This is a genomic window from Bacillus sp. 2B09 (assembly GCF_003946835.1).
GTDB lineage: Bacteria > Bacillota > Bacilli > Bacillales > Bacillaceae > Bacillus > Bacillus altitudinis.
In genome coordinates this window covers 83158-105467 of the sequence record NZ_RPSG01000010.1, presented here as the reverse complement: position 1 = coordinate 105467, position 22310 = coordinate 83158, and the positions used below count along the sequence as shown (strand labels likewise).

Annotated in this window: 20 protein-coding genes and 1 rRNA gene; 12 read left to right on the top strand and 9 right to left on the bottom strand. The window is 39.6% G+C overall.

Features of this window, described 5'->3' with window-relative positions; translation table 11 throughout:
- From EBQ12_RS16935 to dnaA, 8 genes are all read right to left on the bottom strand, one after another.
- A 16S ribosomal RNA gene (locus EBQ12_RS16935) occupies positions 1-59 on the bottom strand; the annotation flags it as partial.
- A 364-nt stretch (positions 60-423) separates the two neighbouring features.
- Complete coding sequence (gene gyrA, locus EBQ12_RS16930; RefSeq protein ID WP_046526899.1) at positions 424-2928, bottom strand: DNA gyrase subunit A; 2505 nt, start codon at positions 2926-2928, stop codon at positions 424-426.
- Positions 2929-3161: 233 nt separating this feature from the next.
- On the bottom strand, positions 3162-5078 hold the full coding sequence (gene gyrB / locus EBQ12_RS16925) for a DNA topoisomerase (ATP-hydrolyzing) subunit B (RefSeq protein ID WP_024718422.1): 1917 nt from the start codon (positions 5076-5078) through the stop codon (positions 3162-3164).
- Between the two features lie 57 nt (positions 5079-5135).
- Positions 5136-5381 (bottom strand): extracellular matrix regulator RemB, encoded by a 246-nt coding sequence (gene remB / locus EBQ12_RS16920; protein ID WP_008347601.1) that lies wholly within the window; start codon positions 5379-5381, stop codon positions 5136-5138.
- A gap of 17 nt (positions 5382-5398) precedes the next feature.
- Positions 5399-6511: a DNA replication/repair protein RecF gene (gene recF / locus EBQ12_RS16915; protein WP_017368464.1), complete on the bottom strand. Its 1113-nt coding sequence runs from the start codon at positions 6509-6511 to the stop codon at positions 5399-5401.
- 16 nt (positions 6512-6527) lie between these two features.
- Entirely contained in the window at positions 6528-6743 is a 216-nt protein-coding gene (gene yaaA, locus EBQ12_RS16910; protein WP_008347598.1) for a S4 domain-containing protein YaaA, read from the bottom strand.
- A gap of 150 nt (positions 6744-6893) precedes the next feature.
- A complete protein-coding gene (gene dnaN, locus EBQ12_RS16905; protein WP_008347596.1) occupies positions 6894-8030 on the bottom strand; it encodes a DNA polymerase III subunit beta in 1137 nt (378 codons plus the stop codon).
- A 196-nt stretch (positions 8031-8226) separates the two neighbouring features.
- Positions 8227-9567, bottom strand: a complete 1341-nt coding sequence (dnaA, locus tag EBQ12_RS16900; protein WP_008347594.1) for a chromosomal replication initiator protein DnaA — start codon at positions 9565-9567, stop codon at positions 8227-8229.
- 620 nt (positions 9568-10187) lie between these two features.
- On the opposite strand from dnaA, the gene rpmH reads away from it, so the two are divergent.
- The 11 genes from rpmH to EBQ12_RS16845 all read left to right on the top strand — a co-directional run bounded on the left by rpmH (position 10188) and on the right by EBQ12_RS16845 (position 20529).
- Positions 10188-10322 carry a 50S ribosomal protein L34 gene (gene rpmH, locus EBQ12_RS16895; protein WP_008360908.1) on the top strand — a complete coding sequence of 45 codons (135 nt, stop codon included), beginning with the start codon at positions 10188-10190 and terminating at the stop codon, positions 10320-10322.
- 78 nt (positions 10323-10400) lie between these two features.
- Positions 10401-10760, top strand: coding sequence for a ribonuclease P protein component (gene rnpA, locus EBQ12_RS16890; RefSeq protein WP_008347592.1), 360 nt, complete (start codon positions 10401-10403; stop codon positions 10758-10760).
- Between the two features lie 158 nt (positions 10761-10918).
- Positions 10919-11701 carry a YidC family membrane integrase SpoIIIJ gene (spoIIIJ, locus tag EBQ12_RS16885; RefSeq protein ID WP_089374159.1) on the top strand — a complete coding sequence of 261 codons (783 nt, stop codon included), beginning with the start codon at positions 10919-10921 and terminating at the stop codon, positions 11699-11701.
- The gene (gene jag, locus EBQ12_RS16880; RefSeq protein WP_041508099.1) at positions 11698-12321 is read left to right on the top strand and encodes an RNA-binding cell elongation regulator Jag/EloR; all 624 of its coding nucleotides are present in this window, start codon (positions 11698-11700) and stop codon (positions 12319-12321) included. The genes spoIIIJ and jag overlap by 4 nt, the downstream gene beginning before the upstream one ends.
- A gap of 402 nt (positions 12322-12723) precedes the next feature.
- Positions 12724-14103, top strand: coding sequence for a tRNA uridine-5-carboxymethylaminomethyl(34) synthesis GTPase MnmE (gene mnmE / locus EBQ12_RS16875; protein ID WP_125590806.1), 1380 nt, complete (start codon positions 12724-12726; stop codon positions 14101-14103).
- Positions 14104-14120: 17 nt separating this feature from the next.
- Positions 14121-16007, top strand: a complete 1887-nt coding sequence (mnmG, locus tag EBQ12_RS16870; RefSeq protein WP_039169033.1) for a tRNA uridine-5-carboxymethylaminomethyl(34) synthesis enzyme MnmG — start codon at positions 14121-14123, stop codon at positions 16005-16007.
- Positions 16008-16020: 13 nt separating this feature from the next.
- Complete coding sequence (rsmG, locus tag EBQ12_RS16865) at positions 16021-16740, top strand: 16S rRNA (guanine(527)-N(7))-methyltransferase RsmG (protein ID WP_024718431.1); 720 nt, start codon at positions 16021-16023, stop codon at positions 16738-16740.
- A gap of 105 nt (positions 16741-16845) precedes the next feature.
- Entirely contained in the window at positions 16846-17721 is an 876-nt protein-coding gene (gene noc, locus EBQ12_RS16860) for a nucleoid occlusion protein (RefSeq protein WP_024718432.1), read from the top strand.
- A 128-nt stretch (positions 17722-17849) separates the two neighbouring features.
- Complete coding sequence (locus EBQ12_RS16855; RefSeq protein ID WP_039169031.1) at positions 17850-18683, top strand: YiiX/YebB-like N1pC/P60 family cysteine hydrolase; 834 nt, start codon at positions 17850-17852, stop codon at positions 18681-18683.
- Positions 18684-18920: 237 nt separating this feature from the next.
- The gene (soj, locus tag EBQ12_RS16850; protein ID WP_008360890.1) at positions 18921-19682 is read left to right on the top strand and encodes a sporulation initiation inhibitor protein Soj; all 762 of its coding nucleotides are present in this window, start codon (positions 18921-18923) and stop codon (positions 19680-19682) included.
- Complete coding sequence (locus EBQ12_RS16845) at positions 19675-20529, top strand: ParB/RepB/Spo0J family partition protein (RefSeq protein ID WP_035704116.1); 855 nt, start codon at positions 19675-19677, stop codon at positions 20527-20529. The genes soj and EBQ12_RS16845 overlap by 8 nt, the downstream gene beginning before the upstream one ends.
- 25 nt (positions 20530-20554) lie before the next feature.
- Here the strand turns inward: EBQ12_RS16845 and yyaC are convergent, their stop codons facing one another.
- Positions 20555-21181, bottom strand: coding sequence for a spore protease YyaC (gene yyaC / locus EBQ12_RS16840; protein WP_025208343.1), 627 nt, complete (start codon positions 21179-21181; stop codon positions 20555-20557).
- A gap of 72 nt (positions 21182-21253) precedes the next feature.
- Between yyaC and EBQ12_RS16835 the strand changes: the two genes are divergently transcribed.
- Complete coding sequence (locus EBQ12_RS16835) at positions 21254-22309, top strand: YkvI family membrane protein (RefSeq protein ID WP_079919768.1); 1056 nt, start codon at positions 21254-21256, stop codon at positions 22307-22309.
- Position 22310 lies beyond the last annotated feature (1 nt).

The following is a 22310-nucleotide window of genomic DNA, read 5'->3' as shown; positions in this document are numbered from 1 at the left end:
TGCATGTATTAGGCACGCCGCCAGCGTTCGTCCTGAGCCAGGATCAAACTCTCCGAAAAAGTACAAAACCGAAGTTTTGCTTTTCGCCAGTTTGACTGACTACCTATGATGTATCATAGGATTTTTTTATAAAAACTCGAATTAACAGGTACGTTTTGTCTTGTTTAGTTTTCAAAGAACTTGTTTGCCACTCTCTCAAAGCGACCACTTAAATATATCATATATCTCTATCAATAGTCAACATTTTTCTTGAAAAACATTTTATTTTTTTAAGAAGTTTTTGTTATGAAAGAGATAAAAAATAGAGTCTCTTTTTGCTCCTTTGAAAGATTAACACATATCTATGAAAAAAGCATTATAAACTTCAAAAAAAATCATGTTTTTTCAAAAAAAAATAAAGCCGGTGAAAAACCGGCTTTATCTTTACTCAGATTGCTCTTGATCTGACTCTACATTTTCTACGTTTTCTTCACTATTCTCTTCATCGTCTTCTGGTGATTGTTCTACTAATGCCACTGTAGCGACATGTTCATCATCACCTAGACGGATCAGGCGGACACCTTGAGTGACTCGGCCTGTTGTGGAGATATCTGAAACAGCCATACGGATGATGACACCACTACCTGTAATAATCATCAAGTCTTCTTCAGCTTCAGCGTTAGTCGCCTTCACTGCAACAAGCGGACCGTTGTTGTCAGTGATCTTGCATGTTTTCAGACCTTTACCACCACGGCTTTGGACACGATATTCTTTTTCAGGCGTTAATTTACCATAACCTTTTTCAGTTACGATCAATACGTTTGCATCTGGCTCAAGGATTTCCATTCCAACGACGATGTCATCCTCAGAAAGTGTGATCCCTTTAACTCCAGCTGCTGTACGTCCCATTTCACGAACATCTGTCTCGTCGAAACGAATGAGCATTCCTTTTTTCGTTCCGATGATGATTTGTTTTTCACCATTGGTTAAACGAACAGCCATCAATTCATCTTCATCACGCAGGCTGAGTGCAATCAAACCATTGTTTCGGATGTTTGCAAATTGAGACAATGACGTTCGTTTCGATACACCGTGTCTTGTTGTAAAGAAGAGATACGAATCTTCATCAAATTCGCTGACTGGAATAATGGCGTTTATCCACTCTCCCTTTTCTACTTCAAGAAGGTTAATAATCGGAATCCCTTTCGCTGTTCGTCCGAATTCAGGGATCTCATAGCCCTTCGCTCGATAAACCTTCCCTTTATTAGAGAAGAAGAGAATCGTATCGTGCGTAGATGTTGAGATCAGCTGTTCAACGAAATCATCTTCGTTGGTTCCCATTCCTTGTACACCTTTACCGCCTCTTTTTTGACTGCGGTATGTTGATGCAGGCAGGCGCTTAATATAACCATTATGAGTCAGTGTGATCACAATATTTTCAACAGGAATCAAATCTTCGTCTTCGATTGTTTCTATACCCGCTGTCACAATTTCTGTGCGGCGCGTATCATTGAAGCGTTCTTTGATTTCTGTTAATTCTTCTCTAATGATTTCTAGAACTTTCTCATTGTCTGCTAGAATGGCTTTCAATTCAGCAATCAAGTCAACAAGCCCTTTGTATTCATCTTCTATTTTCTCTCTTTCTAAACCAGTCAAACGCTGGAGTCGCATATCGAGAATGGCCTGTGCTTGTTTTTCAGACAAGCTATAGTTTTCCATCAAACCATTTCTTGCAATTTCAGCAGTTTGAGAGCCTCTAATTAAGGCAATGACCTCATCTAAGTGATCAAGCGCAATTCTTAAGCCTTCTAAAATATGAGCTCTTGCTTCCGCTTTACGCAATTCATACGCCGTTCTTCGACGAATGATCACTTTCTGATGCTCAAGGTAATATTCGAGACATTGTTTGAGAGACAACACTTTCGGCTGTCCATCAACAAGTGCAAGCAAGTTAATACCGAAGGACGTTTGAAGTGTCGTTTGTTTATAAAGATTGTTTAATAGAACATGGACGTTTGCGTCTCTTCGTAGTTCAATGACAATTCTCATTCCATTACGGTCAGATTCATCACGAAGATCTGTAATGCCATCAATCTTTTTATCACGGACAAGATCAGCGATTTTTTCGATCAAACGAGCTTTGTTAACCTGATAAGGAATCTCGTTGATGACAATGCGCTGCTTACCACTAGATGTTTCTTCGATATTTGACTTTGCACGTAATGTAATAGAGCCTCGTCCTGTTTCATACGCTTTACGAATACCACTTCGGCCAATGATTTGTCCCGCAGTTGGAAAGTCTGGACCTGGAATGATGTCCATTAGTTCCTGTGTCGTCATTTCAGGATTTTGACTAATTGCCAATACCCCATCAATCACTTCACCTAGTTGGTGAGGCGGGATATTCGTTGCCATCCCTACAGCGATTCCAGTTGCCCCGTTCACTAATAAGTTCGGGAACCTAGCAGGCATAACGACTGGCTCTCTTTCACTGCCATCGTAGTTATCTTGATAATCAATGGTGTCCTTTGTGATATCACGCAGGATCTCCATCGAAATTTTAGAAAGACGTGCCTCGGTATAACGCATGGCTGCTGCACCGTCTCCATCGACAGAACCAAAGTTCCCGTGCCCTTCAACCAGCATATTACGATAGTTGAAATCTTGCGCCATCCGAACCATCGCTTCATATACAGCGCTATCACCGTGAGGGTGGTACTTACCGATAACTTCCCCAACGATACGTGCAGATTTCTTAAATGGTTTATCACTTGTCATACCTAGGTCATTCATCGCATACAAAATTCTTCGATGCACGGGCTTCAATCCGTCTCGCACATCTGGTAATGCACGCGAAACAATAACACTCATTGCATAATCTAAAAAGGACGTACGCATTTCATGGCTAATATTCACTTCGCGTACATTTGGTGTATGTTGTTCACTCACTATAAGAACCTCCCTTTACGTATCACATGAAATAAATTATGTGGGAGTAAAATATGTATTTATCTTCACAAGACTATTCTCCATTATATCAATAATCTTGCCTTTATACACATTTATTTACTAGAAAATCAACGAAACGCAGAAAACCAGGACATTCGTTTCACGCCCCTGTTTCTTGAAAAACAACCTTATTCCAAACAAGAAATAAGGTTGCTCTCAAGGGGGATACCTATCTAAATATCAAGATTTTTTACGTATTGTGCATTTTCTTCGATAAAGTTACGTCTCGGCTCTACTTTATCTCCCATTAGCATTTCAAAAGTCTCATCAGCATCGATTGCATCCTCAAGTGTCACTTGAAGAAGTGTTCTCGCATCAGGATCCATTGTTGTTTCCCAAAGCTGAGTAGCATTCATCTCTCCAAGACCTTTATAACGCTGAAGTCCAGGTTTCGGTGTTTGAGGCAGTGTTTTTAACAGTTCATCTAGCTGTTTATCGTTATACACGTATTCAACACGTTTTCCTTGCTGCACTTTATATAAAGGCGGCTGTGCAATATACACATAACCATTTTCAATAATTTCACGCATGTAGCGATAGAAGAATGTTAGGAGTAGCGTCCGTATATGCGCTCCATCAACATCAGCATCAGTCATGATCACAATTTTGTGATAACGTGCTTTCTCTAAAGTGAAGTCTTCTCCGATTCCAGTCCCTAGCGCTGTAATCATTGAACGAACCTCGTTGTTAGATAAAATTTTATCTAGTCGGGCTTTTTCAACGTTTAGGATCTTCCCTCTTAACGGTAAGATCGCTTGGAAATGTCGATCACGACCTTGCTTAGCAGATCCGCCCGCAGAATCTCCCTCTACGATATAAAGCTCAGAGATGGAAGGATCTTTAGAAGAACAGTCTGCCAGTTTCCCAGGCAAGCTAGAGACTTCCAGTGCACTTTTACGTCTTGTCAGCTCACGTGCCTTTTTGGCAGCCATTCTTGCACGAGCTGCCATCACACCTTTCTCCACAATTTTCTTTGCAGCATCAGGGTTCTCTAAGAGGAATTTCTCAAGTGCTTCGGAGAAGAGGGAGTCGGTAATGGTTCTTGCTTCTGAGTTACCGAGCTTTGTCTTCGTTTGTCCTTCGAATTGAGGGTCTGGATGTTTGATAGAGATAATGGCTGTTAAGCCTTCTCGTACATCTTCTCCGCTCAAATTCGAGTCACCATCTTTGAATACGCCATTTTTACGAGCATAATCATTGATGACACGCGTCAGACCGGTTTTAAAGCCAGCTTCGTGTGTTCCGCCTTCATATGTGTTGATGTTGTTGGCGAAAGAATAAATATTGCTTGTATAGGAATCGTTGTATTGCAGTGCAACTTCAACTGTGATTCCGTCTTTTTCACCCTCGATGTAAACTGGTTCTTCATGAACGACTTCCTTCGAGCGATTCAAATGTTCTACATAGCTCTTAATACCGCCTTCATAGCAGTATTCGTTTCTTCGCTCTTTTCCTTCACGTAAGTCTTCAATGATGATGTTGACGCCTTTTGTTAAGAAAGCTAACTCACGTACACGGTTAGCAAGTGTGTCGTAATCAAATTCAATGGTTTCAGTGAAAATTTCTGGATCTGGCACAAAATGAGTGGTTGTCCCTGTTACATCTGTTTCACCAATGATCTCTAAATCTCCAACTGGAACACCGCGTTTGAATTGTTGATAATGAATTTTTCCATCACGGTATACAGTCACATCTAAGGTCGTAGATAACGCATTAACAACAGATGCCCCTACACCATGCAGACCGCCAGATACTTTATAACCGCTGCCGTCAAATTTACCACCAGCGTGAAGAACCGTCATAATCACTTCTACAGCAGGACGCCCCATTTTTTCGTGAATCCCAACAGGAATTCCGCGGCCGTTATCTTTCACTGTGATGCTATTATCTTTTTCAATTTGCACTGTAATGTCTGTACAATAACCAGCTAAAGCCTCATCAATACTGTTGTCGACAATTTCCCATACAAGATGGTGAAGTCCTTTTGCACTGGTTGACCCAATGTACATTCCTGGACGTTTTCTAACCGCTTCTAGTCCTTCGAGCACCTGTATCTGATTTTCATCATAACTATTATGTTGCTGTTCCATTGCCACGTACATTCACCTACACTTTTCTTAAACGATATATTTATATGAATTGAGCTTTTAGACTTCAATTTCAATCACAAATGAAGCACGTTTTTTGAGCGTGCTTGAGGAAAGAGGAGAGTAATACACGGATTCAGTTGTGACGACGATGGATTTGGGTGTCCCATGAGACAATGAAATGATTTGTTCTTCTTGTTTTTGAAGAAATTCCTCTACAACAGAAGATGACCTCATTTTGTAATCAACAATTGCGACAATCTCTCGTGTAGAAACAACACAATCATCACCTAAATGAATATACAAGACTCACACCTCATTTATCAGTCAATTACTTTTCCACTGGCTACTCTGAAAATTTCCGCTTCTTTCAGGGTGGCGTGATCGATGCCTTCAACACTCGTAGTGGTGACAAAGGTCTGTACACGTCCCTGAATGGTATGGAGCAAATGAGACTGTCTGTAATCATCAAGTTCAGATAAAACATCATCGAGTAGAAGAATTGGGTATTCACCGATTTCTTCATGAATCAGATCAATTTCTGCCAGCTTTAGTGAAAGAGCTGTTGTTCTTTGCTGCCCTTGAGAGCCATATGTCTGAACATCCCGACCATTCACAAAGAAAAGAAGATCATCTCTGTGAGGCCCCCATAGCGTCACCCCTCGGTCTATTTCTCTGTCTCTTAGTTTCTGAAACGATTCTTCATAGCTATTTTTTATTTTCGACAAGTCTGACGCTTCTGATACCTCTATGGCCGTCTGGTATTGGAGCGTGAGCGTTTCCAGCTCTCTTGAAATCCCAAAATGCAGCGGCTGCGCCCATTTTTCGAGCTGTTTCGTAAAAGTCAGTCGTCTTTTGACAACCTTCGCTGCCGCATCAATCAACTGCTCTGTTAAAATCTCCAGCATCGTTTGATCCGTTTGCTTTCTTGTTTGCAATTGTTTCAAGTAATGATTTCGCTGAGTGAGGATTTTTTGATAGAGCGATAAATCATGCAAGTAGACAGCAGACACTTGTCCAATCTCCATGTCGAGGAATCTTCTGCGGATTTGCGGGCTACCTTTCACAAGGCTGAGATCCTCTGGTGCAAACATGATGGTGTTCAAGGCACCAACATAATGACTGAGTTTCTGTTGTTCAATGTGATTGACCTTGCCCTTTTTTCCTTTTTTTGAGATCACGAGCTGCATGGGGAGTGGACCATTTTTTTTGATGACTCTACCTTCTATTTTAGCATAGTCTTCGTCCCATCGGATAAGTTCTTTATCATTTGACGTACGATGAGACTTTGCCATCGACAATACATAGATCGCTTCCATCAGGTTCGTTTTACCTTGGGCGTTCTCACCAATCATCACATTCACCTTATTGTCGAATTGAAGCTCGGTGTGTTCATAGTTTCGGTATGAAGTTAACGCCAGACTTTGAATGTACATGTATTGTCACCCGTTTCTAATTCACAACTTGAAATGTGCCGTGACCTTCTATCTCGACAACATCACCTGGGTATAATTTGCGTCCCCGTCTATTATCTGGCTCTTGATTGATGAACACCTCATGTTCACTTAAAAACCACTTCGCCATTCCACCAGATTGAATGACTTCGGCTAATTTCAAAAACTGCCCTAATGTAATCATTTCTGTTTCAATCGTTATCAGATTAGGCATTGTATCGACCTCTTTCAATATCACTAATATCTAATTGTACTAAAAAACAAGACAAGAAGGAAAGGGGGAAAGCGAACTGGGATGAAAGAAAGCTGAGGAAACGAGGAAAAAAGCTGCTGTGCGCTCACACAGCAGCCATTTTAGACCAAATTAATACGTTCTAACTGGAAGAATCAATTGCAAAATGGAATCATCATTTGGCGTGCGTAATAAGAATGGTCTCATTGCGCCAGTGAAACTGACATGAATCTCTGTTCCCTCTAATACTTTTAAAGCATCAAGCATATATTTCGGACTGAAAGAGATTTTGAGATCCTCCCCTTTAATGTCATCTGCTTGCACCGTTTCAACTACTTTACCGATTTCAGGCGAATTAGAAGAAATTTCAAGGCTTTGCGCAGGATCAGCAGAAAGCTTCACAACGTTGTTACGCCCTTCTCTTGCTAAAAGTGACGCGCGATCAATCGCTTGAAGGAATTCTTTCGTATTCACCACTACATCCGTTTTACTTTCTTGCGGAATGAGGCGAGCTGTATCTGGGTAATTACCATCCAGCAATCTTGAGAAGAACAGCACGTTCTGCGCTTTAAAGAGAACCTGTGTCTCCGTAATGACGATGCTCACAAGATCTTGTCCATCATCAAGAATTTTACTTAGCTCTGTTAAACTCTTTCCAGGAATGACCACATTGTACGAGCTTTCCTCGTTAATATCCAACTTCGCTTTTCTTAAAGCAAGACGATGACTATCCGTTGCTGTGCATATTAATTCACCTTTTTCAACCTTCCAGTTTACACCTGTCAAGATAGGTCGTGTTTCTGAGGTGGACACTGCGAAAACCGTTTGACGGATAAGGTTTTTAAGCAAATCTGTTGGAATTTGAAAAGCATGATGCTCTTCAATTTGTGGCAGATGCGGATATTCTTCAGCATCTAAGCCGTTTAAATTAAATTCTGCTGAACCAGAGCGGATGATGGTCAGATGATTTTGTTCTACCTCAATTTCGACAGTAGACATAGGCAGTTTCTTAACGATTTCGCTAAAGAAGCGGGCTTGCAGCACAATACTTCCTGGTCGATCAATTGTAATGACTTCTAAATCTCCATCTCTTTGAGGAATAAAAGATTCGATTGAGATATCAGAATCGCTCCCTGTGAGAGAAACCCCTTCGTCAGATGCAACAATTTTAATCCCTGTCAAAATAGGAATCGTTGTTCTAGAGGATACGGCCTTTAATACATCTTGGACACTTTCAACAAGACGATCTTTTTGAATCGTGAATTTCATAGTGGTCCTCCTAATTTTTCTTAATGACATGTATATATATTTATTTAATAAAAATCATAGAAGTACTAGTAGGGCTTGTGAATATGTGGATAAGTCAGTAGAAAGAAAGGAAAGACAGCCTATCCACATGTGGACAGACTGTGTATGACTATGCTCTAGTTATTCACATTTTCCCGTACTTATCTTATCAGCTTGATTATTTTAGTTGTTCTTTGATCTCTTTGACATGCTGCTGAAGCTGTTCATCTTCAACGATTAATTTTGAAATTTTCTCATGAGCATGAATGACGGTCGTATGATCTCGTCCGCCAAATTCTTCTCCGATTTTAGGTAGAGAGGAATCTGTCATTTCTCTAGAGAGATACATCGCAATTTGTCTTGGATAAGCAACTGATTTCGTACGTTTCTTCGCTTTGAAATCTTCTAATCGAATATTAAATTGCTGCCCTACAATTCTTTGAATATCTTTAATTGTAATCACCTTAGGTTTTGATGAAGGAATGATGTCCTTTAGGGCTTCAGCTGCTAGATCAGCATTGATGTCTTTATTGATTAAAGAAGAGTAAGCAACAACACGAATCAAAGCACCTTCCAGTTCCCGAATGTTGCTGTCGATTTGATTGGCAATATAAAGCATGACTTCATTCGGAATGTCTAAACCTTCTGCTTTTGCTTTTTTACGTAAGATCGCAATACGCGTTTCTAGATCTGGCGGGGTAATGTCTGTAATTAAGCCCCATTCGAATCGAGAGCGTAATCTGTCTTCAAGTGTCGGAATTTCCTTTGGCGGCCGGTCACTAGAAATGACGATTTGCTTACTTTCTTCGTGAAGTGTGTTGAATGTATGGAAAAACTCTTCTTGTGTTTGTTCTTTTCCTGCTAAAAATTGAATATCATCTATCAAAAGCACATCTACATTCCGATAGCGATTACGGAAATCGACTGCTTTGTTGTCCCGGATTGAGTTGATAAATTCATTTGTAAATTTTTCAGATGATAGATAGACCACTTTGGCTGATGGATTATGGTCGATGACGTAATGACCGATCGCATGCATTAAGTGAGTCTTTCCTAAACCAACGCCCCCATAAATAAAAAGCGGGTTATATGCTTTTGCTGGTGCTTCTGCGACTGCAAGTGAAGCGGCATGAGCAAAACGGTTGCCTGAACCAATAACAAAAGTATCAAATGTATATTTTGGATTCAGCATATTTTGTGGAATTTCAACGGGTTCTTCTTTCGACATTTTTTTGATTGGAGATTTTGGCATGGCTTCCTCTTCGTCCTGATTTTGAGGAATGATAAATTTGATGCTGAGCTCTTCGCCTGTCAGTTCATAGATGGTATCTGCAATTAAGTGAAGATATCTTGACTCGAGCCAGTCTCTTGCAAATTCATTAGGTGCAGTAATAGTCAGCGTATCTCCTTGAAGAGAATGGGCTTTAGTGGACTTCATCCATGTTTCAAAACTAGGTTTGCTCAATTTTGTCTCTATTTTTTGAAGTGCTTTATTCCACAGATCTAAAATATTTTCCATAAGGCTTCTCCCCCCTCCTTTTCTTTTTAAAATGACCAGTATCAAACTGTTATAGAACACGAAAAAGAGCAAATGGTCATCACCATTCGTGCACATACTTTGTTGAAAACAATTAATATAGTAGAAAAACGTCTTTTCGACAAATTACACAGGTTGTGGATAAACAATTCAACAAGCTGTGTAATAACTTTCCACAGGTTATCCACAAATTGTGGATAAGATAAATAGGCCAGATAAGTAATTAAGAGTTAAAACACAAATATAATATCAAAATAAACAAGATGGTGCAATGGGTGTCACAAACTTATCCACACACTTTACATCCTGTTGAAAAATAATTATCCACATAGGTTATTTGTGTGAAAAAAATGTCGATAATGGATGTGGATAGTCAAAATATGCCGAAAAAATATCCACAACCTTGTTTTGAAGGTTTTTTTGAAGGAAAAAAAGAATAAAATGCTGGAAACTAAAAAAGAAGGTTTCTTCACTTGATAACTTGTGTTATGCTTATAAGGTTGATAATAAGAGTTTTATCATTGATATTGACAATCGATGGGTTACACAAATATAATGAGTTAGACTGTCTTAAACAGCTATTCCTCAGGGAGGTGTCATAAATGAAAAGAACGTTTCAACCAAATAACCGTAAGCGTAGTAAAGTTCATGGCTTCCGCAGCCGTATGAGTTCTAAAAACGGACGTCTAGTTTTAAAGCGACGCCGCAGCAAAGGTAGAAAAAAATTATCAGCTTAGGCCACTGAATAATGTCAGTGGTCTTTTTTACATAAAATCGTAAATGAACTGTCAGTTTTTATCGGAGTGGAAGAAAACATGAAGAAGCGAAACAGGCTAAAAAAAAATGAAGAGTTTCAAACAGTGTTCAAAAAAGGTCAATCAATGGCTAATCGCCAATTCGTCATTTATCAGCTGGATCAACCAAATCAAGAAGAACTGCGTTTGGGATTGTCTGTCAGTAAGAAGATAGGTAATGCAGTGATAAGAAACCGGATTAAACGATTGATCCGTCAGGTGTTCTTAGAGGAAGGTCATAAGCTAAAGCAAGAAAAAGACTACATTGTTATCGCACGAAAACCAGCAAGCGAATTGACCTTTGAAGAAACAAAGAAGTCTCTCCAGCATTTATTTAGAAAATCCGCTGTTTATCAACAACAACCGAAAAAGTCTTCGTAATAGAAACTTTCGTTGAATCAATTTTTAAAAGCGCTTCCTTCATCTAGTGAATTAAAATGAAACCACCACTTTGTAATGAAAAAATGTTACCATACTGATTAGGTGAGTCACTTTCGTAATCAATTCCAACTTAAATAAAGTTTGAAGTAATGGGAGGAATCTTGTTGAAAAGGCGATTATTACTAATATTTAGCTTGATTGGCGTGTTGGTTCTATTGGCAGGATGTACACAAATCAATGAACCAATCACATCAGATAGTAAGGGATTTTGGAATTCTTACATTGTATACCCGCTATCTCAATTAATCACTTACATGGCAAACTTAACTGGTGAAAACTATGGTGTAGCGATTATTATTGTAACTCTTTTAATTCGTTTGCTTATTTTACCATTAATGATTAAACAATTAAGAAGTACAAAAGCAATGCAAGCACTTCAGCCAGAACTAAAGAAGCTTCGTGAAAAATATAGTTCAAAAGATCAAAAAACACAGCAGCAGCTTCAACAGGAAACAATGGCTCTTTTCCAAAAGAATGGTGTAAATCCATTAGCAGGGTGTTTCCCAATCTTAATTCAAATGCCAATCTTAATTGGTTTTTATCATGCGATCATGAGAACAGCTGAAATCAAGAAACATACTTTCTTATGGTTTGACTTAGGCAGTCCAGATCCATTATTCCTGTTACCGATTATTGCAGGTGTAGCTACTTTTATTCAGCAGAAGCTAATGATGGCTGGAAATCCTTCGGACAACCCTCAAATGGCGATTATGCTTTGGGTGATGCCGATTATGATCATTGTATTTGCAATCAGTTTCCCAGCGGCACTTTCACTGTACTGGGTTGTAGGTAACATTTTCATGATCATTCAAACTTTGGTCATTAAAACACCTCAAGTAAAAGTTGATACAAAAGAAAAAGCTGGCGGGAACAAAAAATGAAGGAAATAACTGCTGTCGGTCGCACAGTCGAAGAAGCAGTAGATTCCGGACTGAAACAAATTCAACTACTACAAGAAGAAGTAGATATCACAATAGTAGATGAAGGAAACAAAGGATTTTTAGGATTATTTGGTAAAAGACAAGCTGTTGTCAAGTTAGTAGAAAAGCGAGATGCGCTCAAATTAGCAACACAGTATTTAGATAAAATTGTTAAATCAATTGATCCTAAAGCAAACATTGTTTCGAAAAAAGAAACGAAAAAGATCTCTTTTCACATTGATGGAGACAAAACTTCATTAATGATTGGAAAAAGAGGACAAACACTGTATTCTTTAGAAACATTGGTGCAGTTAGTGTTTAATCGTTATTCTGATCAGTATCATCATATTACAATTGATATTGGAGATTATAGGAAGAAACGACAAGAAGCACTTGAACAATACGCAATCAAAACGGCAAATCGTGTTTTAAAAACGAAGAGAAAGGTTCATTTAGAACCGATGCCTTCGAATGAACGAAAAGTCGTTCATGATACGATTGCAGCATTTTCTAAAGAACTTGCCACGGCATCCGAAGATACAGGCACCAAGCGTCATGTTGTGGTGCTGTATAAAAAATAGCAGAAAGGCTAAGATTCAGCAAAGCTGGATTTTAGTCTTTTTTTATTGAAAAATTACCTTTTAATAGTAGATTCCTCCTTTATTTCTAAAAAGTTAGTGTGTTATTTAGATCGAAAACGTCGTTGTCCCTTAGTTGCAAAGGGAGAAGGGCGTTTTAATTTATTGGATTTAGGTGTAAGATGTGAAGACAAGTTTAGAACGTCGTTATTCACATGTGGATAAGTTAAGTGTTAAAATAGACAGGGTGCAAAACTGTGGATAATTAAATGTGGGCTACTTTCGCTTCGCATGCATTTATGGTATCTTTAAATTTTGGATTAAGCGTTTTTGATATAGAGATGGACAACGTCCATTTAATAGATATAAGACTGTCTATTGAATAGAGAAAGAGGTGAATGAGCGGTGGATACAATTGCAGCAATTTCTACACCAATGGGTGAAGGGGCAATTGCCATTATACGTTTAAGCGGGCCTGATGCAGTTCAGATTGCTGATCGCATGTATAAGGGGCCTAAGGAGAAAAAACTTGTATCAGTGGATTCTCATACAATTCATTATGGTCATATTGTAGATTCAAGTACCAAGCAAGTGATAGAAGAGGTCATGGTGTCTGTATTAAGAGCGCCAAAAACATTTACGAGAGAAGACGTTATTGAGATCAACTGCCATGGCGGAATTGTCACGGTCAATAAAGTCTTGCAGCTTGCTTTAAAAGAAGGAGCGAGATTAGCGGAGCCAGGTGAGTTTACAAAACGTGCTTTCCTAAATGGAAGAATCGACTTGTCACAAGCAGAAGCCGTAATGGACTTGATTCGTGCAAAAACTGACCGTGCGATGAATGTCGCAATTACTCAAATGGAGGGACGTCTCTCTGGTTTGATTAAACGTCTTCGTGGTGAGATATTGGAGACACTTGCCCATGTAGAAGTGAATATTGATTATCCAGAGTATGACGATGTGGAAGAAATGACACATCGAGTCTTAGTTGAAAAGGCGACCTCTGTGAAAAAGGAAATTGAATCGCTTCTAACGACTTCACAGCAGGGGAAAATCCTACGTGAGGGCTTATCTACTGTTATTATTGGAAGGCCAAATGTTGGGAAGTCTTCCTTATTAAATAGTCTTGTTCAGGAAACAAAGGCGATTGTGACCGATATTCCTGGAACAACCAGAGATGTCATCGAGGAATATGTGAATGTAAGAGGAGTACCGCTCCGTTTAGTAGATACTGCGGGTATACGTGAGACTGAAGACATTGTTGAGCGTATTGGGGTCGAGCGATCAAGACAGGTCTTAAAAGAAGCTGACCTGATTTTACTTGTGCTCAATTATAGTGAAGAGTTATCTGAGGAAGATATTAAGCTATTTGAGGCTGTCTCAGGTATGGATATTATTGTGATTGTCAATAAGACAGATCTTGAGCCTAAACTTGATGTAGAAAAGGTAAAAGAGTTAGCGAAGGATCGTCCGGTTGTTACAACATCTTTATTACAAGAAAAAGGGATTGATGAGCTTGAAATGGCCATTCAATCTTTATTCTTCACAGGCTCAATTGAAAGTGGAGATTTAACGTATGTGAGCAATACTAGGCATATTGCGCTCCTTCAAGAAGCAAAACAATCGATTGAAGATGCTCTAGAAGGAATTGAAATGGATGTACCGATCGACATTGTTCAAATAGATTTAACACGCTGCTGGGAGCAGCTAGGTGAAATTATTGGGGATGCTGTTCATGAAAGCTTAATCGATCAGTTATTCTCTCAATTCTGTTTAGGAAAGTAAAGGGAGGAACAAAAGAAATGGGTTATGAAGCTGGCCAATATGATGTAATCGTCGTCGGTGCCGGTCATGCTGGTGTTGAGGCTGCTCTTGCTTCTGCAAGACAGGGCGCCAAAACACTTGTATTGACCATCAATCTCGATATGGTTGCTTTTATGCCATGTAATCCGTCCGTAGGAGGTCCCGCTAAAGGGATTGTCGTCAGAGAAATTGATGCGCTAGGCGGAGAAATGGCACGAAATATAGATAAGACGCATATTCAAATGCGTATGCTGAATACTGGGAAAGGACCTGCTGTCCGTGCGTTAAGAGCGCAAGCAGATAAGTTTCAATATCAGCACGAAATGAAAAAAACAATGGAAAATGAACCAAACCTAACAATGCTGCAAGGGATGGTAGACCATTTAATTGTAGAAGATGATGAATGTAAAGGTGTTGTGACTCAAACAGGTGCAAATTATCGCGCGAAGTCTGTTGTTCTAACGACTGGTACTTTCTTAAAAGGCCGCATTATTTTAGGGGATCTTTCTTATTCAAGCGGTCCTAATAATCAGCAGCCTTCCATTAAATTATCGGATCATCTAGCAGAATTAGGATTCGATTTGGTTCGCTTTAAAACTGGGACACCACCTCGAGTAAACAGCCACTCGATTGATTATAGTAAGACGGAAATTCAACCAGGTGACGATGTACCACGTGCGTTTTCTTATGAAACTGTGGAATATATTACAGATCAATTACCATGCTGGTTAACATACACGAGTTTAGAGACTCATCAAATTATTGATGAGAATCTTCACCGTTCTCCTATGTATTCAGGTATGATTAAAGGAACAGGCCCTAGATACTGCCCGTCTATTGAGGATAAGGTGGTTCGTTTTAATGATAAACCGAGACATCAAATTTTCTTAGAGCCAGAAGGCCGTAATACGCAAGAAGTGTATGTTCAAGGTTTATCTACAAGTCTGCCAGAGGATGTACAGCAGCGAATGCTGTCAACCATTCCAGGGCTTGAAAATGTACAAATGATGCGAGCGGGTTATGCCATTGAGTATGATGCGATTGTGCCTACACAATTGTGGCCGACACTTGAGACGAAGAAAATTTCTGGATTATATACAGCTGGCCAAATTAATGGTACCTCTGGTTATGAGGAAGCAGCAGGTCAAGGAATTATGGCAGGTATCAATGCAGGAAGAAAAGCATTGGGTAAAGAAGAAGTCATTTTAAGCCGATCTGATGCATATATCGGTGTTCTCATTGATGATCTTGTCACGAAGGGTACAAATGAACCTTACCGTCTTTTAACTTCTCGTGCAGAGTACCGCTTACTTCTGCGTCATGACAATGCTGATTTAAGATTAACTGAACTTGGATATAACATTGGTTTAATTTCTGAAGAGAGATTCCAAGCATTCACACAGAAAAAAGAGGCCATTGAAGCAGAGAAAAAACGTTTATATTCTGTCATTATTAAACCTACAGCAGAGACACAGGAATATATCCGTTCTCTTGGTGGAAGTGAATTGAAGGACGGTATTCGAGCAAGTGATCTGATGAAGCGTCCAGAGATGAACTATGAATCTGTTGTGAAACTAGCTCCTGCTGACACACCGCTTCCTGCTGATGTGTGTGAACAGGTAGAGATTCAAATTAAATATGAAGGTTATATTGAAAAGTCGCTCCAACAAGTTGAAAAGCTGAAAAAGATGGAAAACAAAAAGATTCCGGATCGAATCGATTATGATGCCATCAAAGGGATTGCAACTGAAGCGAAGCAAAAGCTAAAAGAAGTCCGACCGCTTTCTGTTGCACAGGCTTCTCGTATTTCAGGCGTTAACCCTGCTGATATTTCTATCCTTTTAGTGTATTTGGAGCAGGGACGTATTGCGAAGATAGCAGAGTAGAAAGGATGTCGGCATGAACATTGAACAATTTACAGCAGCACTAGAGGAGAAAGGGATCACTCTTTCTCCAGTGCAGCTTGAACAATTTGAAACTTACTTCCATATGCTTGTAGAATGGAACGAGAAGATGAATTTAACGTCCATTACAGAAAAGGAAGAAGTATATTTAAAGCATTTTTATGACTCGATATCAGCAGCATTTTTTATTGATTTTCACAATGTGACAACAATTTGTGATATTGGAGCTGGTGCTGGTTTTCCAAGCATTCCTCTTAAAATTTGTTTCCCTCATCTACATGTGACCATTGTTGATTCTCTCCAGAAACGCATTACGTTTCTCAATGAGTTAGCAAAAGGGTTAAACTTACAAGATACTACTTTTTATCATGATCGTGCGGAGACCTTTGGACAACGTAAAGATCAACGTGAAAGCTATGACCTTGTCACCGCTAGAGCAGTTGCGCGCTTATCTGTCTTGAGCGAACTATGCCTGCCTCTTGTGAAAAAGGAAGGATTGTTTGTTGCATTAAAAGCATCTGCTGCAGAAGAAGAGATGCAAGCAGGAAAAAAAGCCGTCACTGTCCTCGGAGGAGAGGTTGTTGAAAAGCATTCCTTTGTTCTTCCTTTAGAAGAAAGTGAACGGAACATCATTGTCATTGAAAAGAAAAAACAAACACCAAAAAAATATCCTAGAAAACCAGGAACACCTAATAAATCACCAATAGAGGGTTGATCATGTAAAAGGTCGGTTTTTCTTCAATATTTATGATTTTACAGAAGGAAAAAACATGAGAAAATAGAATTATAAAAAGGTAGTTTTTAAAGGTGGTGTAGGTTCATGAAGCATTCACTCTCACGCTTCTTCGGGCTTGGTGACAAAGAACATCCTGAGCGTGATACCGAAATAGAGGCAGAGATTGCTGAGCATGAAACATTAAAGGAAGAGATACAGGAGCTCCCGGTCGACACAATTATGCCTAACCGTTTTCAGCCACGCACCATTTTTTCAGAAGAAAAGATACAAGAGCTGGCCACAACCATTCATACCCATGGCATTATTCAACCGATTGTTGTTAGACCAACAGAAGAAGAAGGAAAATATGAACTGATCGCCGGCGAAAGACGTTGGAGAGCGGTACAAACTCTTCAATGGGAGAAGATCCCCGCTATTATAAAAGATTTTACTGATACGGAAACGGCATCTGTGGCATTGATTGAAAATTTGCAAAGAGAAGAGCTGTCTGCAATTGAAGAGGCTCATGCTTATGCACGTCTTTTAGAGCTTCATGATTTAACGCAAGAAGCGCTTGCTCAGCGTTTAGGTAAGGGACAATCGACTGTTGCAAACAAACTAAGACTTTTAAAGTTGCCTGAAGAAGTACAGCAAGCCATTTTGGAGAAAAAAATCTCAGAGAGACATGCCCGTTCACTTGTACCTCTAAAGCTGCCAGAATTACAGATCACGCTGTTGCAGGAAATCATCGAAAAGCAGCTGAATGTGAAACAGACTGAAGAGCGTGTAGTGAAGATGCTTGAACAAAAAACAGATCGCAAACCGAAGCCGAAACGTAAGGCGTTTAGCCGAGATACGCGAATTGCGATGAATACCATTCGTCAGTCTCTCCACATGGTAGAAGACAGCGGACTTAAAATAAATACCGAGGAAGAAGAATTTGAGGAATATATCCAATTAACGATTCGAATTCCTAAATAGAAAGAAGCTGATGAGCATTACTCGTCAGCTTTTTTGTCTTTCTCTCCCTTCAATTCATGATATTTACTTATTATTAATTAATTGGTAAAATATGATTTTCATAGTAGAAGGGAGGTGACATGTAACCGATGAAAATGAAAAAGACTATTTTTGCTATTATCTGTTATTTACTAATCTCTTTTTCTCTTTTTTCAAATGAAACGACTGTGTTTGCTGTGAGCACGTCAACGAATCATGAGACCCATTCAGCGGAAGAAACGATTACGAAAGAAGAACTGAGTACTCTGAAGAAACAAGGTGTGGTTTCGACAGATGTAACGGTTCAACAATTAAATCAAGAGCAAGCGTCTCAGGACGATGCGATCGATGTGATCACAGCTGATGATGATTTGGAGAACTATGGTTTAAGGCAAAACAAACAGGATGAAATGGTAACAGATGAAAGACCGAATACCATTCGCCATCTTTTTGGTAAACCGTATCCTGGAACCGATATTATGCCTCAAAAAGGGGATATATTGGTGACGAGCACTGGTGCTTTGAATGGTTTAATTGGTCATGCAGGCATCGTCATTAATGAGAAAAGCTATGCATCCATTCCTGGGTTCCGGCAGCATCCCAATATTGATTCCATTCAAAGCTGGTTTCGCTATAGTGCCAATACAAAGGTGATTCGGATTAATCATCAGGAAAAGGCAGATTTAGCTGGGGATTGGGCGCACGATTACGTGAAAGACCATCCGAAGGCTCGATATTCGATCACTATGTCTATTCAATCCTTGGACCCTACTTATTGTTCAAAGATTGTATGGCAGGCTTACGCGAAAACCGGGGACGCTGTTGGACATGCCACATTTACCATTAAAGCACCCTATGGGTTTTTGAAAAAGAAGAACTATAAAACAGTGACACCTAAAGTCATTGTGAGCGAAGGTCGTAAAATTGGCGGATTAAACTTTTGATTGTATCTCCCTCACTTTTCATGAAAGTGGGGTTTTTTTGTCTCGTTATTTTCTTTGAAAAAATATATCAATATATCTTTAGAACGCATTTTTATGCAACTATTCATGTACGGAAACACAGATTCATTCACGAATTTATAATAGGGAAACAAAAAAAGCAAACGTTTCATACTTTTTTTGATAGAATAGGAAGTATGAATGAATGAGAAACTTGTTAAGTTGAAAGTGGGTGACATCGTGGGGAAAATCATAGCGATTACCAACCAGAAGGGCGGCGTTGGGAAGACGACAACTTCTGTTAATTTGGGTGCGTGTTTAGCATACATAGGAAAACGAGTGTTGTTAGTTGATATTGATCCGCAGGGAAATGCCACGAGTGGTATTGGGATTGAGAAGGCAGACGTAGAGAAGTGCGTGTACGATATTTTAGTAGACGATGCAGATGTACTTGATGTGATTAAGACGACAGAGGTCGAAAATCTTGATGTCATTCCTGCGACGATACAGCTTGCAGGGGCGGAAATTGAGCTTGTGCCTACGATCTCACGTGAAGTGAGGCTGAAAAGAGCACTTGAATCTGTGAAGCAAAATTATGATTATATGATTATTGACTGCCCGCCATCGCTTGGATTACTGACGATTAATGCGTTAACTGCATCCGATTCTGTTTTAATACCGGTTCAGTGTGAGTATTATGCGCTTGAAGGATTGAGTCAATTGTTGAATACGGTTCGTCTTGTGCAGAAACATCTAAATACCGACCTTGCCATTGAAGGTGTCTTACTGACAATGCTGGATGCAAGAACAAACCTTGGAATCCAAGTCATCGAAGAAGTAAAAAAATACTTTAGAGATAAAGTCTATCAGACTGTGATTCCGAGAAATGTGAGACTAAGTGAAGCGCCTAGTCATGGGAAACCTATTATCTTGTATGATCCACGTTCAAGAGGTGCAGATGTCTATTTAGACTTAGCAAAGGAAGTGGATGCGAATGGCTAAAGGTCTTGGAAAGGGTATTAATGCGCTATTTAACAATGTGGATTCCAATGAAGAAACTGTCGAAGAAATTAAGTTGAAGGATTTGCGCCCGAACCCTTATCAGCCAAGGAAAACGTTTGATGATGATGCATTGTCTGATCTCAAAGAATCGATTCAGCAGCATGGTGTTTTACAGCCGATTATTGTTCGTAAATCGATTAAAGGATATGACATTGTCGCAGGAGAACGCCGTTTCCGTGCAGCACAACAAGCTGGTTTGACAACGATTCCTGCGATCGTCAGGGAATTTTCAGAAACACTGATGAGGGAGATCGCTCTTTTAGAAAACTTACAGCGCGAGGATTTATCTCCATTAGAGGAAGCGGAAGCCTATGCCTCCTTACTAGATCACTTAAGTGTGACTCAAGAGGAATTAGCCAAGCGATTAGGCAAAAGCAGACCGCATATTGCGAACCACCTTCGTTTATTAACATTACCGGATGAAGTACAAAAGCTGATTGCGGATGGAACATTATCCATGGGACATGGACGCACGCTGCTTAGTTTGAAAAACAAAAAGAAGCTGGCGCCATTGGTAAAGAAGGTCGTGGACGAAGGATTGAATGTCCGTCAGGTTGAGAAACTTGTTCAGCAATTAAATGAAAATGTTCCACGTGAAACAAAGAAAAAAGAAGCACCAAAGGATCGCGTGTTGAAAGAAAGAGAATCTTTCTTACAAAATTACTTTGGTACTTCAGTGACGATCAAGAAACAGAAGAAAAAAGGGAAAATTGAGATTGAATTTCTCTCAAATGAAGATTTAGAAAGAATCCTTGAATTGCTTTCTACGAGAGAATCATCGGAATGACCATCTTGATATGAGATGGTCTTTTTTATATTCTTCCCGTGATATTTTGAATAGGGGTAAAGAGAGAACGGCTTTTTTCTCTCGTCCAATCCATTTGATCAATGTGGGATAGACTTTCAGAAAGTGTATTGGCCATAGACATTACAAGATGAAGACGTGTGTTTTGGAGAACGAAGTATTCCATAAAACCGCTCACGTTGACGATTCCATTAATATGAATATTTCCTACTTCTGGTAGCTCTTTTTGCACACCTGCACCGGGCTTTAACGGTCCTTCTCCAATTTGAAACGATCCTACACTTTTCACTCTCCCTAAACAGGCATCAACGGCTACGATAAATGGGTGTTTATGAGCTTGTTCAATTTCAGCGAGCTTTTCCTTTAAATTGACCGCATGCACTGGGTCAGAGAGAGTGCCGTATACATGCAGCTTTTTTAAATCAAGACTTGAAAGCTTTGTTCCTACAAGTGGACCTAGAGAGTCACCGGTTGATCGGTCTGTTCCTATGCAGACGATGGCAACGGGTCTTTTTCCTGCTTTCTGGAGATGCGAGAATAAAATACTTTTAAGCTGCTGAATGGCATTTGTATCCGTATGGGACACGTATTCTTTCACCCTATTTCTTAAAAAAAGACCGTTCTTGCTATTCATAGGTCTCACTTCCTTGTCATAGTAGTTAGTATCAGTATACGGAAACAAGCTTAATTCTATACCTATGAGGTGATGATTGTGTGGAAGGCTGGTTCAAGGTGGACGCTTTTAATTTTAGGAAGCTTGATAGGAGCGGGATATGCCTCCGGTCAAGAAATTTGGCAGTTTTTTGGCCTTGATAGCGGACTAGCCATTCTACTGTTTACGCTCATGTTTATGCTGTCTACCTATGTGGTGTTAAAAATCAGTTATGAGGTTCGTGCCGATCATTTTGTGCCGGTGTTAGAGCGTCTTGTAGGTCCTTGGCTGGCCAAGGTGTATGATATTTTAATTGTTCTTTATCTATTCACGACAACAACAGTCATGATTGCCGGTGGCGGGGTGACACTTGAGATGTATCATGTGCCATTTTGGGTTGGAATCGGTGCATTTTGTTTATTCTCATTTATGATTTTTTTCTGGGATGTGAAAGGGCTCTTATCTGTGAATGCTTTCATTATACCAATTTTGGTGGCGGGGCTCATCTATGCGTTTGTTTTTTATTATATGAATCATGATCATATGTGGAGAATTGATTTTGGCCAGCAATACAATTGGCCTGCCAGTATCGTCTTTGCTTCTTTGAATATATTATCTGTTGTGGCGGTGCTGTCTTCAGTGGGGAAAGAAATGAAGGGGCTTGGAGAGGCCAAGGTTGCGAGTATATTAAGCGGTTTGATTTTTGGTGTCATTTCTTATGTGTATAACGAAATACTAGTTGATATTTCTGGGAGTCTTTCAGCAGAGGGGATTCCTTTGTTTACAGTATTAGAGGGGGCACCAACATCATTGTTTGTGTTTATGACCATTGTTCTTTGTTTAGCGATTTATACAACAACCGCTGCGGGATTATTTGGTTTATCCAGCCGCATGCTCTCTTTTGTACGAATGCCCCGCTGGTTCATTGTATTCATCATGCTTCTTTTGATGGCACCTTTAACCTCTCTTGGATTTGCTGATTTGATTGCTTTCTTGTATCCGATTTACAGCTTGCTCAATCTTTATTTACTTGTCTGTTTAATGCTGTATCCGATTTTAAGTAAAAAGATATTTTTTCGTTCTAAAAATTATACTGATAAAATAAAATAAA